At 63.3% G+C, this 12,199-nt stretch carries 14 protein-coding genes; 3 read left to right on the top strand and 11 right to left on the bottom strand.

The features are described from left to right. The 11 genes from KCG44_RS08300 to KCG44_RS08250 form a co-directional block, all read right to left on the bottom strand. Complete coding sequence (locus KCG44_RS08300) at positions 1-522, bottom strand: gamma carbonic anhydrase family protein (protein WP_218445527.1); 522 nt, start codon at positions 520-522, stop codon at positions 1-3. Between the two features lie 16 nt (positions 523-538). After that, positions 539-1,084 (bottom strand): GNAT family N-acetyltransferase, encoded by a 546-nt coding sequence (locus KCG44_RS08295; protein WP_218445526.1) that lies wholly within the window; start codon positions 1,082-1,084, stop codon positions 539-541. After that, positions 1,081-2,124, bottom strand: a complete 1,044-nt coding sequence (argC, locus tag KCG44_RS08290) for an N-acetyl-gamma-glutamyl-phosphate reductase (protein WP_218445524.1) — start codon at positions 2,122-2,124, stop codon at positions 1,081-1,083. Before argC ends, KCG44_RS08295 begins: the two co-directional genes overlap by 4 nt. 47 nt (positions 2,125-2,171) lie before the next feature. Next, the gene (locus KCG44_RS08285) at positions 2,172-2,783 is read right to left on the bottom strand and encodes a redoxin domain-containing protein (RefSeq protein ID WP_218445522.1); all 612 of its coding nucleotides are present in this window, start codon (positions 2,781-2,783) and stop codon (positions 2,172-2,174) included. A 199-nt stretch (positions 2,784-2,982) separates the two neighbouring features. Continuing rightward, positions 2,983-5,076: a protein-disulfide reductase DsbD family protein gene (locus tag KCG44_RS08280; protein WP_369411949.1), complete on the bottom strand. Its 2,094-nt coding sequence runs from the start codon at positions 5,074-5,076 to the stop codon at positions 2,983-2,985. A 37-nt stretch (positions 5,077-5,113) separates the two neighbouring features. Next, positions 5,114-5,809, bottom strand: a complete 696-nt coding sequence (locus tag KCG44_RS08275) for a helix-turn-helix transcriptional regulator (protein ID WP_218445519.1) — start codon at positions 5,807-5,809, stop codon at positions 5,114-5,116. Beyond that, positions 5,809-6,186, bottom strand: coding sequence for a VOC family protein (locus KCG44_RS08270; protein ID WP_218445518.1), 378 nt, complete (start codon positions 6,184-6,186; stop codon positions 5,809-5,811). The genes KCG44_RS08275 and KCG44_RS08270 overlap by 1 nt, the downstream gene beginning before the upstream one ends. Positions 6,187-6,372: 186 nt before the next feature. Then, the gene (gene rpsI, locus KCG44_RS08265) at positions 6,373-6,957 is read right to left on the bottom strand and encodes a 30S ribosomal protein S9 (RefSeq protein ID WP_218445516.1); all 585 of its coding nucleotides are present in this window, start codon (positions 6,955-6,957) and stop codon (positions 6,373-6,375) included. Position 6,958: 1 nt separating this feature from the next. Next, positions 6,959-7,432 (bottom strand): 50S ribosomal protein L13, encoded by a 474-nt coding sequence (rplM, locus tag KCG44_RS08260; protein WP_218445515.1) that lies wholly within the window; start codon positions 7,430-7,432, stop codon positions 6,959-6,961. Positions 7,433-7,582: 150 nt separating this feature from the next. Next, positions 7,583-7,966 (bottom strand): DUF2237 family protein, encoded by a 384-nt coding sequence (locus KCG44_RS08255; protein ID WP_218445513.1) that lies wholly within the window; start codon positions 7,964-7,966, stop codon positions 7,583-7,585. After that, positions 7,963-9,009, bottom strand: a complete 1,047-nt coding sequence (locus KCG44_RS08250; protein ID WP_218445512.1) for a COX15/CtaA family protein — start codon at positions 9,007-9,009, stop codon at positions 7,963-7,965. The genes KCG44_RS08255 and KCG44_RS08250 overlap by 4 nt, the downstream gene beginning before the upstream one ends. A gap of 103 nt (positions 9,010-9,112) precedes the next feature. Here KCG44_RS08250 and KCG44_RS08245 point away from each other — a divergent pair, with 103 nt between their 5' ends. From KCG44_RS08245 to dxs, 3 genes are all read left to right on the top strand, one after another. Continuing rightward, positions 9,113-9,511 (top strand): MerC domain-containing protein, encoded by a 399-nt coding sequence (locus tag KCG44_RS08245; protein WP_218445511.1) that lies wholly within the window; start codon positions 9,113-9,115, stop codon positions 9,509-9,511. 47 nt (positions 9,512-9,558) lie between these two features. Further along, entirely contained in the window at positions 9,559-10,014 is a 456-nt protein-coding gene (locus KCG44_RS08240) for a Fur family transcriptional regulator (RefSeq protein WP_218445666.1), read from the top strand. Positions 10,015-10,137: 123 nt separating this feature from the next. Further along, positions 10,138-12,063: a 1-deoxy-D-xylulose-5-phosphate synthase gene (dxs, locus tag KCG44_RS08235; protein WP_218445510.1), complete on the top strand. Its 1,926-nt coding sequence runs from the start codon at positions 10,138-10,140 to the stop codon at positions 12,061-12,063. The last annotated feature ends 136 nt before the right edge of the window (positions 12,064-12,199 follow it).

Below are 12,199 nucleotides of genomic sequence, written 5' to 3'. Positions count from 1 at the left end.
CTAGTCCCCGGCTTCGGCGCGGTGCATCTGCGCCAGGTCGACATAGCCTGCCGCACCCGCACGGTTTCGCTCGATTTGCGCCGACGTCATTTTGGAAAAGAACTTCGCCGGACGCCCCGCCCATAATTCGCCCGACGGAATCACCTTGCCGGGGGTCAGCATGGCACCCGCCGCCAGCATCGCGTCCGTTTCGATCACACACGCATCCATGACGATCGCGCCGAGCCCGACGAAGCTGTGATCTTGCAGGGTGCACCCGTGGATCATCGCCATATGGCCGATCAGGCAGTCCTCGCCAATGAACGTGCCATGTGTTTTCCGCGTGACGTGCACGACGCTGCCATCCTGAATATTGGACCGCGCGCCCACCACGATGGTCTGCACATCCGCGCGTAGCACGCAATTATACCAGACACTTGCGCCGTCATGCAGTTCGACATCGCCGATGATCTGCGCGCCGGGGGCGACAAAGGCGTCTTCGGCGATGCGTGGCTCTACGCCATTGAAACGATGGACAGGCATCGGACGGGGGCGCTCCTCAGGGCCGGTCGATCAGGTAGAAGATATGCGGCCGCAGCGGGCTGCCCCTGGCGACGCGCGGATGATCGAAATCGCGCTCCGGACAGTGCCGCATGCCAATGCGTTTCATCACCGCCTCCGACCTCTTGTTGATGCGCGCGGTCATGCTCATGACCTGATCACCGGGCAGCGTCCGCCAGGCCCACGCCAAGACAGACTTCGCCGCTTCGGTCGCATAGCCATGGCCCCATGACGCGCGGTTCAGTCGCCAGCCAATCTCGCCCATGCCGTCGAAATCAAGACCGACATGCGCCCGGCTCAGGCCGACAAACCCCAGAAACGCGCCATCCTCCCGCCGTTCGACGGGACCATATGTGAACCCGTCGCGGGCCTTGCGGGCGATCAGGTCGTCGACGAGCGCGTCACTTGTTTCCCGCGACATGGGCGGGCCGAGTGTCGCCATCACCTCGGGGTCGCCGTTCAGCGCCGCAAAGGCCGCGCGGTCGTCGTCGCGCCAGTCGCGGATGATCAGCCGCTCGGTCTCGATGACCACCTCCCGGCTCACGGGAACAGCGGTGCCTGCGTCAGACCAGCTGTCTGATCCAGTCCGAACATCAAATTCATGTTCTGGATCGCCTGGCCGCTCGACCCCTTTACCAGATTGTCGATGGCCGCCACGATGATGGCCCGGCCTGCGATGCGGTCGGGAAAGACGTTGATCACGGCATGGTTCGACCCCCGGACCATGCGCGTCGCCGGTGCCTTGCCCTCGGGCAGGACATGTACGAAGGGCGCCCCGGCATAGCGCTGCGCCATCGCCGTCCTCAGCCCTTCGGCGGTAACGCCCTCCGCCAGGTCAACGGTGATCGTTTCCAGCTCGCCCCTGTTCATCGGCACCAGATGGGGCACAAAGCTGATCCGGACATCGCGTCCGGCGCGTTTGCCAAGCTCCTGCTCGATTTCCGGCATGTGGCGGTGGCCCGAAAGGCCGTAGGGGTGCACGGCCTCGGCCACTTCCCCGAACAGGTTCGCTTCCTTCAGTCCGCGCCCCGCGCCGCTGACGCCCGATAGCGCGGTGATGGAGATCCGCTCCGGCGAGATCATCCCCGCGTCGACACCCGGCAGCAGGGCCAGGAGGGCCGCCGTCGGATAGCAGCCCGGACAGGCCACCAGGCGCGCGTCCGGCAACTCCTCCGCCGCATATTCGGTCAGTCCGTAAACAGCCTTCGTCATCAGCTGCGGGGCCGGGTGCGCCGTGCCGTACCATCTGGCATAGCTGTCCGCGTCGTCCAGCCGGAAATCCGCGCTCAGGTCGATGATCCGCGGCCCGGACAGCCCGGACAGCAGCGCCGCACTGGTCGCATGGGGCAGGCAGCCGAACACCACGTCAATGCCCGCCCAGTCGATTTCGTCCGCCGTCACCAGGGGCGGCAGCTCGGGATAGGCGGCAAAGTGCGGCCAGATATCGGCCATTGGCTGCCCCGCCTTGGCATTGGCGCTCAGCGCGGCGATTTCCACATGCGGGTGCGTCAGCGCCAGACGCACGAGATCCGCGCCGGTATATCCCGACGCGCCAAGGACGGCGATGCGAATGGTCTTGCTCATGCGCCGCTCGATAGCGGTACCCGGGGGGAAGACCAAGTCCCTCTCAGCTAATCGGCATATTTGATCGAACAGCCATAGGCCCGCGTCGCGGCCTTTGACGGCGTTTCACCAGCCGCCAGTGCGCCAAGGGCGCTGGCCACATAGTTCTGCGCGCCTTTGATGTCGGCGGGATCGCTGGTCGGCCTGTCGTCGATTGCGCCCATATAGGCCAGCATGCCCTCATCATCGATCACGTACATGTGCGGTGTCGCGCTTGCGCCGTACGCACGGCCGACCTTGCCGTCATGGTCCAGCAGATATGCCTCCTGAATGGTATCGAAATGCGCCATTTCCGCGGCCGCGCCCGCGCTGTCGACATGGCCCTGCTTGCCCGGCGCGCTGCTGTTTATGGTCAGCCACACCGTGCCATCGCGCGCCGCGGTCGCCTGCAATTCCTGCATATTGCTCGATTCATAGTGCTTCTTCACATAGGGGCAGCCCTTGTTCGTCCATTCCAGAACGACCGTCTTGCCCCGGTAATCCGACAGGCTGACCGGCGTGCCTTCGGCGGACATTGCGGTGAATGCGGGCGCGGGTGCACCGATTTTCGGCGCGGCAAGCGCGGTGGACGCAGTCATGGGCAGGGCAATCATCGCAGCAGTGAGAAAAAGCAGTTTCATATCGGATTCCTTTGGCGGCGGTCGGCGTACAACCTCATATTGCTCATTTGCGAACATACATGATTTTTCGAAGTTGAGGAACTTCGCTTCATCCGCCGCCCGGATCGCTCCCGCGCTCGCCAGAGCGGCGATGTCGTCATATCCATGGGCCGGTGATGTCCACCTCGCGGGTAAGGCGGAATGGGGGGGGGGCGGTCCGTCACGCGGTGTCCGGTTCCCTGGTGAGGGCGATGAGCATGTCGGCACTCAGGATTTGCGGCAATAGCCGCGCCTCGTCACCTGCCGCGAAATAGAGATAGAGCGGCACGCCCGCACGGCCGTGGCTCGCCAGATAGTCCGTGATTTCCGGGTCGGCGCGGGTCCAGTCGCCGACCAGCGTCCTGACACCCGCATCCTGAAACGCCTGCACGACATCCGCATCCGACAGCGCGCCTTTCTCGTTCACCTTGCAGGTGATGCACCAGTCGGCCGTGAAATAGACGAATGTCGGCACGCCCTCATCGCGCAGGCCCTGCAGGGCCGCACGGGAAAAGGCCGCACTGTTCGGCAGCGCGGCGGTCGTTACCGCCGCGGCCGCCCCTTCCTGCGCCTTCAGGGGCACCATCGCGGCGATGATCACAGCTGCGGCGCCCGTCAGCATCGGCAGTATCTTTCTGCCCGACATGCCAAGCCACCACAGCGCCAGCCCCAGCAGCAGCGCCGCGCCCACACCGATCACCAGTCCGTCGACACCGGCCTGCCGCCCCAGCACCCAGATCAGGCCCAGCGCCGTTGCGAACATCGGCAGGCTCAGCAATTTGCGCAGCCGCGCCATCCACGGCCCCGGTCTTGGCAGCCGGTGACGCAGCGCCGGAACGAACCCGATCGCCAGGAAGGGCAGGGCGAGCCCCAGTCCCAGCCCCAGGAAAATGACCATGGCCGCCGGACCGCTCAGCACCAGCGCCGCGCCCAGCGCCGCGCCCATGAAGGGGCCGGTGCAGGGCGTCGCCACGACGGCGGCCAGCGCGCCTGTCCAGAATGCCCCTGATTTGCCGCCCGATGCCGCCGCGCCGTCTCCCGACAGGGAAATGCCGGGCAGTTGATACAGCCCCGCCAGGTTCAGGGCGATGGCCGTTACCAGCAGCAACAGACCGGCCACGACACGCGGGTCCTGCAACTGAAACGCCCAGCCGACACTCGCGCCGCCAGCGCGCAGCGCCAGCAGCGCGCCGCCCAGGGCCAGGATCGTCGTTACAATGCCCAGCGTATAGAACAGTGCCTCCGATCGCGCCGCCGCGGGCGATGCGCCGCCTTTTGCCAGGCTTAGCGCCTTCAGGCTCAAAATCGGAAACACGCAGGGCATCACGTTCAGGAACAGCCCGCCCAGCAAGGCCAGCCCGAATGCCAGCGCCAATGACGGCGACGGCGCACCCGCACTCTCTGCCGGCGGCGCGCCCGCGGCCAGCGGTGCCCCCATCGCCGGAACATCGCCCGCGCTCAGCAGAAGCTCTGCGCCCACGGCGTCACCGCCCATGAACAGCTTCAGGACGCCCGGGATCTCCGTCACACCCGGATCATATCCGGCCGCCGTTTCCAGCACGAGCTTGCCGCCCGCCACGCTCACCGCCTGCGGTGCGTTATAATCCAGCGCGCCGTCGATCAGCGGAAAGAAGTAGGCGTCGGTCACGCGCGCCGCGCCGGGCATGGAAATGGCGGCGCGCAGGACATCGCTCTCGATCGCGAACTGACCGGTCCAGCCATCACGCGCGGGCAGCGCGCTGCGATATTCCGCGATCTGCCGGTCGCTCGTCTCGATGTCGCGCAAATCCGCGGACAGCGCGGCGCTTTCGGGCACGCAAATACTGTCATCGCAGACCAGATAATCGAGCGTCAGCGCCGCCCGGTGCGGACCCGTTTGCGGCAGTCCGGCCATGTCGACCAGCAAAGCGCTCTCGCCTTCGAACACATAATTCATGATGCCCGACACAAGGAAGCGAGACGGCACGGGATATTGGATATCCGCTGCGGACGCGCCCCGCGGCAATTCCCACTGCGCGCGTGTCTCGACGCCCGCCGCACCCGGATTCTTCCAATAGGTATGCCAGCCCGCCATCGGCGTCATCACGATCGCGACCGTTCGCGCGCCGGCCTCGGCGGGCCCGGCCTTCAGTTCGATCCGTGCATAGGGGTTCTGCACCAGCTGCGCACTTGCGGGCAGCACAATTAGCAACGCCAGCAGCGTCATCAGGATTTTGCTCAGGTGCATGACGGACATGATACCGACTTCGGCGTCTTTCGGCAAAGCGTTACTCACGGCGCTTGGCACGGATGGGCATGCCCCCATGCACCGCTCAGTCCTGCGGTCCGCACTCCGTTTCATACTGGCGCAGGCATGCGGCAAGCGAACGTTCGGCGACTGGTGTGAACGTCCCGCCCGTTGCGGCCAGTCCGATGGTACGATCCAGCCGAAACATCCGGAAATCCTGCCGCGTTTCGCACCAGGACACCAGCGTCCAGACCTTGCCCCAGAACCACAGGCCGAGCGGATGCACCTGGCGGCTGGTCTGGTTGCCATGCTGATCTTCATAATCGAAACGCAGAATTTCGCGGTTCGCGATTGCCGCTTCGATCACGTCGATCAATTTGCGCACATCTTCGCTCAGGTTCATCGGCGGCGCGAAAATTCTCGTATCGGCGACGCGGCCCCGCAGCGCTTCCGGCAGGACGGACTCGATCTTCACCATCGCTTCCACGGCGGCGCGCGCCATGCTCATTCCGCCCCAGGAGTTCACCATTCGAAGGCCAGCCACCAGGGCAACGATCTCGTCCCGCGTGAACATCAGCGGTGGCAGGTCATAGCCGCTGCGCAGGACATAGCCGACGCCCGCTTCGCCATCGACCGGCACGCCGGTGGACTGCAGGTCGGCAATGTCGCGGTAAATGGTGCGTTCCGAAACCTCCAGCCGCTCCGCGAGCATTGCTGCGGTGACAAGCCGACCGCCCCGCAGATACTGCACGATCTGGAAAAGGCGGTCGGCGCGGCGCATCAGCTCTTATATTTGAAAAGGCCCAGACTATTGCCTTCCGTATCCTTGGCGTAAAAGAACGAGCCGACGGGAATGTCGACGATGTCCGACACCACTTCACCGCCGGCATCCTTAACACGCTTCATGACATCGGCCAGGTCATCGGTCACGGCAAGATGCGCGGTAATCCCCTCGCCGTTTTTTGCCGGTTGTCCGGGATAGATATGTCCCGTGGCGTAGCCGCTAGGCGCTTGGGGAAGCATCCAGATGGGATTGGGACCGGTTCGGTCTTCGACCAGCCCGTCCTGCAACAGGGCTTCGTAGAACCTGCGGGCCCGTTCGGGATTGGCGGCGGGGATTTCGGTAAAGACGATCTGTCCGGGGTTCGCTTCAGTCATTCGCTTGTTCCTTTTTTCTGTTTTGAACAAGCCTCTCCTGTCATAGCCCTCCTGACACCATCGTGTCAGTAGTCTTGTCTGAACGGTGATAGTTTCAGCCGCATGGACATATCCCCAAAGAAAAGGGGCGGGCCACCTTCCAGTGACCCGCCCCTTTTTTTCTGAGCAATATTCTCGGTTTGCGGATTAGCGCTTCGAGAACTGGAAGCTCTTGCGGGCCTTGGCGCGGCCATATTTCTTACGCTCGACGACGCGGCTGTCGCGGGTCAGGAAGCCGGCGCGCTTGATCTCGGTGCGCAGTTCCGGTTCCATGCGCGTCAGGGCCTGGGCGATGCCGTGCAGCACCGCGCCCGCCTGACCGGACAGACCGCCGCCCGAAACCGTGGCGACAATGTCATACTGCCCCTTGCGCTGGGCGATTTCGAACGGCTGATTGATCACCAGGCGCAGCGTCGGACGGGCGAAATATTTGCCCTGATCGCGGCCATTGACCGTGATGGTGCCCTTGCCGGGCTTCAGCCAGACGCGCGCAACGGCATCCTTGCGGCGGCCGGTGGCATAGGCGCGGCCATATTCGTCGACCTTCTTCTCACGCAGAACGGCCGCGTTGACGGCATTGGGGTCCTCGTGCTGCACGGCGGGAGCGGACGTATCGGCTGCACCGGCAGGCGCGGCGGCGTTCGCATCGGCGGCCGGGGCGGCGGCAGGCGCTGCTGCGGCTTCCTTCTGCAGTTCCTTCAGGTCTTCCAGACCCTTTTTCTCTTCTGCCATCTTACTTGCCCACCTTGTTCTTGCGGTTCATCGCGGCGACGTCGAGGACTTCGGGCGACTGCGCGTCATGACTATGTTCTGTACCGGCGAAGACACGCAGGTTGCGCATCTGCTGGCGGCCGAGCGGTCCGTCGGGAATCATGCGTTCGACAGCTTTCACCAGCACGCGTTCCGGAAACCTGCCTTCCAGGATTTTCGCGGGCGTCGTTTCCTTGATGCCGCCGGGATAGCCGGTGTGCCGGTAATAGACCTTGTCGGTCAGCTTGTTGCCGGTGAAACGCACCTTGTCCGCATTGATGACGATGACATTGTCACCGCAATCCATGTGGGGGGTGTAGCTCGCCTTGTGCTTGCCGCGCAGGCGGAGCGCAATGATGGAGGCGAGGCGACCCACGACGAGGTTCTCCGCATCGATCAGCACCCATTTCTTTTCGATCTCGCCCGCTTTCAAAGAAGCGGTCTGCTTGCCGTACATGAATGGATTCCTTGTTGAAAAACAAAAGGCGGGCAGCCGAAGCCGCCCGCTTTATGCGCATCATATGCCGCAAGCCGCGAAAAAGATCAAGGATTAAGGTAAGTTGCGAATGTGGTAAAATAATACCTCATTGGGATCAACGGGCCGGACTCAGGCGTCGGCTTCGTCCGCCGCATGTGCCTGTAAATGCCCCAATTGCAACACTTCCAGCGCCCGTTCGTGCGTCGCGGCAAGCATGACCAGCGGCGCGGCACCGCCCTGGCGCGCCTCTTCCCACCGGGCCGCGCAGACGCACCATTGATCGCCGGCTTTCAGTCCGGGGAACAGGAATTCGGGGCGCGGCGTCGACAGATCGTTTCCCGCGGCCTTTGAAAAGGCCAGGAACTCGTCCGTCATCACGGCGCAGACACTGTGATTGCCGATATCCTCATCGATGGAATGACAGCAGCCATCGCGGTGCCAGCCGGTCAGCGGGTCGTGACTGCAATCGGCAAGCTTGCCGCCAATGACGTTCTTAACGTCTCCCTTGCTCATGCCGCTACTCCTTTGGGTTCGCCGATACGGTGGGCGCACGCCGCCGCGCACCAGATGATAAGCGCGGCCACGCCCTGATGTGTCGCCGCGATCCACAATTCGACACCGGACATCAGCGTCATGATTCCAAGTATGATCTGCGCGACCAGCAGGAGCTTGAGCGCGATCGGCGTCCGGCGCGATCCGCGCTTCATCGCCGCCACGGACAGGGCGATCAACAGGCCGGCGGCAATGAACGCCCACCAGCGGTGAAGCCATTGCACGATGACGGGGTTATCGACGACATTGCGCCATGCGGGCGCGATCCATTCGGGATGGTCGGGAAAGAACTCCCCGCCCATGCCCGGCCATTCGGCATAAATATGCCCCGCGTCCATGCCCGCGACGAACGCCCCCAATACCGTCTGGATGAACAGCGCGATGAACGCCGCGGCCGCCAGTGCCGTGATGCGCGCATGTCCCCGGATCAGGTCGCTCGCCGTCCAGATCAGCGCGGCGATGATAAAGAAGGCGAGGTTCAGGTGCACCGCGAGGCGCAGGTGCGAAACGTCGGGCACGTCCGCAAGGCCCGACTTCACCATCCACCAGCCGATAACACCCTGCAGGCCGCCAAGCGCCAGCAGGGCGACCAGGCGCGGCTTATAGCCTTCGGGAATCTGCTTTTTCGCCCAGAACCATATCAGCGGCAGCGCGAATGCCAGTCCGATGAAGCGGCCCAGCAGCCGGTGCGCCCATTCCCAGAAATAGATGTTCTTATATTCTGCCAGCGACATACCGGCATTTTTGTAACGATATTCGGGTGACGCCTTATAATCGGCGAATTCCGCCTGCCAGCCGCTTTCACTCAGCGGCGGAACGATGCCTGTCACAGGTTCCCAGCGAACCATGGACAGGCCGGACTCGGTCAGGCGCGTAATGCCGCCAACGACCACCATCAGCACGACGATCGCCGCCACGGCGGAAAGCCAGGCGGCAATGGCTCTTGGCCGGGTGGTTGCCGGTGCTGGTGGCGGTGGTGATGTGATCGCGCTCGACATGCTCATCTGGCGGCACTTAACCGCTGAAGCCTGACACACCAAGACGCGTGAATTGTCGCGTGCCATGGAATTGACCGGAAGCGCCGCTTGATCTCTTGCGGCGGTGCGAATGATACACTATATCTCCGCCATCATGGCCCGCCGGTTCAACGTCTATCTGGATCGCTTTGCGATCGGCCTTTCCGGCCTCTGCCTTGTGCACTGTCTGATTGGCGCGCTGTTCATGGCCTTTGTGGCGGCGTCCGGTACGGCGGTACTGGGTCATAATGTACATCAATGGGGCCTTGCCATCGCGGTGCCGCTGGCGGTGGTCGCGCTGGTTGGCGGGGCCGTCAGCCATGGCCGGTGGGAGGCTGTCGCCGTCGGCAGTTTCGGTGTGGGCGCCATGGGCGGCGCACTTCTTGCCGGACATGGGCCGCGGGAGATTGTGCTGACCATTCTCGGCGTCATTCTGGTCGCCATCGCGCATGCGCTCAATATGCGTTGGGCGCATCCAAAGCGGGGCTGATCCCGCGCGCCCTTGCGGGCTGGCCCGTGAAGGACGATAATCAGGTCATGTCAGGACATCATGAATATAGGGGCGAGGCCCTTGCCGATGCCGCCAGGGGCGCGCTGACCCGTGCGGGCGAGCAGTGGACCGAAATGCGCGCGCTCATCTTCGACGCGCTGGCAAGGACCAGAGGGCCTGCGAGCGCCTACGACATCGCCGATGCGGTTTCCAAAACGCGCGGCAAACGCGTCGCCCCCAACAGCGTCTATCGCATCCTCGACCTCTTCGTGGACAACAATCTTGCCAAGCGTGTCGAGACACAGAATGCTTATGTGGCGAATGCGCATCCCGACTGCGTGCATGACTGCATCTTTCTGATCTGCGACGATTGTGGTGCGATTACGCATCTCGACGATGACGAACTCGCCAATTCCATGCGTTCGCGTGCATTGGACACGGGGTTTCGGCCCGCCAATCCGGTTATGGAGGTCAGGGGCACCTGCAAAAGCTGCGCTGCCTAGCCGTGCGGCCGGTGCGCATCTCCCACGCGCGCCAATCCGTCCCGAGCCCTGAGACACAAAGCGCGTTCGACAAAGCCGGGCGCGGCGGTTAACAAGCGTGCCAAATTGCTTGAGGAAACCCTTTTGACATCGCGTCCTGAAACGCCGCTTCTTGATCATGTTGACGTACCTGCCGACCTGCGCAAGCTGAGACCCGAACAACTGCGCCAATTATCCGATGAAGTGCGCGCGGACATGATCGACGCGGTCAGCCAGACGGGCGGACATCTTGGTGCTGGTCTTGGCGTCGTGGAACTGTCGGTCGCGCTGCATTATATCTTCAACACGCCCGAGGACCGCCTGATCTGGGATGTCGGCCATCAGGCCTATCCGCACAAGATCCTCACAGGTCGCCGCGAACAGATGCGCACCATCCGGCAGGGCGGCGGGATCAGCGGTTTCACCAAGCGTTCCGAAAGCGAATATGATCCTTTCGGCGCGGCGCATTCCTCCACGTCCATTTCCTCGGCGCTCGGCTTCGCGGTCGCCAACAAGCTGTCCGGCAATCCGGGCAAGGGCATCGCCGTCATCGGCGATGGCGCCATGTCGGCGGGCATGGCGTATGAGGCGATGAACAATGCGCAGCAGGCGGGCAATCGCCTGATCGTCATCCTGAACGACAATGACATGTCCATCGCGCCGCCCGTTGGCGGCCTCAGCGCCTATCTGGCGCGCGCGGTGTCTTCGTCGGAATATCTCGGCCTGCGCAGCCTTGCCAAGCGCGTTACGAAGAAGCTGCACCGCCGCGTCCACAGCGCCGCGGCGAAGGCGGAGGAATATGCCCGCGGCATGGCAACCGGCGGCACGCTGTTTGAGGAGCTTGGCTTCTACTATGTCGGCCCGATCGACGGGCACAATCTCGACCATCTGATTCCCGTGCTGGAAAATGTGCGCGACAGCGAACAGGGCCCGATCCTGGTGCACGTCGTCACCAAAAAGGGCCATGGCTACGCGCCTGCGGAGGCGAGCGCGGACAAATATCACGGCGTCACGAAATTCGACGTGATTTCCGGTGAAATGGCGCCCAAGACCAAGGGGCCGCCTTCCTACCAGAACGTCTTTGGCGAAACGCTGGCGAAGCTTGCGGAGACTGACGGGCGGATCTGCGCCATTACCGCCGCCATGCCGTCCGGCACTGGCGTCGACAAATTCGCAAAGGCTCATCCCGACCGCGCGTTCGACGTCGGCATCGCCGAACAGCACGGCGTGACCTTTGCCGCCGGGCTTGCCGCGCAGGGCATGCGGCCCTTCGCGGCGATCTACTCGACCTTCCTGCAACGGGCCTATGATCAGGTCGTGCACGATGTCTGCATCCAGAACCTGCCTGTGCGTTTCGCCATTGACCGGGCGGGCCTTGTCGGTGCCGATGGCGCGACCCATGCGGGCAGCTTCGACCTTACCTATCTGGCGACATTGCCAAACATGATCGTCATGTCCCCCGCGGATGAGGCGGAGCTGGTGCACATGACCTACACCGCCGCCGAATATGATGACGGTCCCATCGCGTTCCGTTATCCGCGCGGCAACGGCACGGGCATCGACCTTCCCGACACCCCGATCAGGCTTGAGATCGGCAAGGGCAGGGTGGTCCGCGAGGGCAATAAGGTCGCGATCCTGTCGCTGGGCACCCGCCTCCATGAAGCGATGAAGGCCGCTGACGAACTCGATGCGAAGGGATTATCGACGACTGTTGCCGACCTGCGGTTCGTCAAACCGCTGGACGAACAGCTGATCCGCAGACTTGCGACCACGCACGATATCGTCGTCACGGTGGAAGAGGCCGCGATTGGCGGCCTTGGCGCGCATGTCCTGACGCTCGCAAGTGACACGGGGCTCCTCGATGCGGGTCTGAAAATTCGCACGATGCGCCTGCCGGATGTGTTTCAGGATCACGATGATCCCGCCAAACAGTACCGGGAGGCGGAACTGGACGCCGAGGCGATCGTCAAAAAGGTCCTTGAGGCGCTTCGCCACAACGATCTTGGCGTCGAGCGGGGCGTCCGCGCCTGACCGGAAGTCCAAGGTAAAGTTCCACTTTTCCTGTGTCGGAATATTTTACATTTCCGGTTCAGCCAAAACGCGCCACGCCGCGGCAATGGTTTTTTCAAGCTATAAAATAGCGTCTTATTCAGAGTAGCGAAAAACG

Origin of the sequence: Pacificimonas pallii, assembly GCF_019204005.1 — a bacterium.
GTDB lineage: Bacteria > Pseudomonadota > Alphaproteobacteria > Sphingomonadales > Sphingomonadaceae > Pacificimonas > Pacificimonas pallii.
The sequence above is the reverse complement of the archived record's forward strand: the minus strand, read 5'-3'. Positions and strand labels throughout refer to the sequence as shown.

Excerpts from the sequence above, each read along its gene's own strand:
- KCG44_RS08240 (WP_218445666.1), top strand. The coding sequence starts at position 9,559 with ATGTCAGGACATCATGAATATAGGGGCGAGGCCCTTGCCGATGCCGCC.
- KCG44_RS08255 (WP_218445513.1), bottom strand. The coding sequence starts at position 7,966 with ATGAGCAAGGGAGACGTTAAGAACGTCATTGGCGGCAAGCTTGCCGAT.
- KCG44_RS08285 (WP_218445522.1), bottom strand. The coding sequence starts at position 2,783 with ATGAAACTGCTTTTTCTCACTGCTGCGATGATTGCCCTGCCCATGACT.
- rpsI (WP_218445516.1), bottom strand. The coding sequence starts at position 6,957 with ATGGCAGAAGAGAAAAAGGGTCTGGAAGACCTGAAGGAACTGCAGAAG.
- rplM (WP_218445515.1), bottom strand. The coding sequence starts at position 7,432 with ATGTACGGCAAGCAGACCGCTTCTTTGAAAGCGGGCGAGATCGAAAAG.
- KCG44_RS08270 (WP_218445518.1), bottom strand. The coding sequence starts at position 6,186 with ATGACTGAAGCGAACCCCGGACAGATCGTCTTTACCGAAATCCCCGCC.
- KCG44_RS08300 (WP_218445527.1), bottom strand. The coding sequence starts at position 522 with ATGCCTGTCCATCGTTTCAATGGCGTAGAGCCACGCATCGCCGAAGAC.
- argC (WP_218445524.1), bottom strand. The coding sequence starts at position 2,124 with ATGAGCAAGACCATTCGCATCGCCGTCCTTGGCGCGTCGGGATATACC.
- KCG44_RS08275 (WP_218445519.1), bottom strand. The coding sequence starts at position 5,809 with ATGCGCCGCGCCGACCGCCTTTTCCAGATCGTGCAGTATCTGCGGGGC.
- KCG44_RS08245 (WP_218445511.1), top strand. The coding sequence starts at position 9,113 with ATGATACACTATATCTCCGCCATCATGGCCCGCCGGTTCAACGTCTAT.
- KCG44_RS08250 (WP_218445512.1), bottom strand. The coding sequence starts at position 9,009 with ATGAGCATGTCGAGCGCGATCACATCACCACCGCCACCAGCACCGGCA.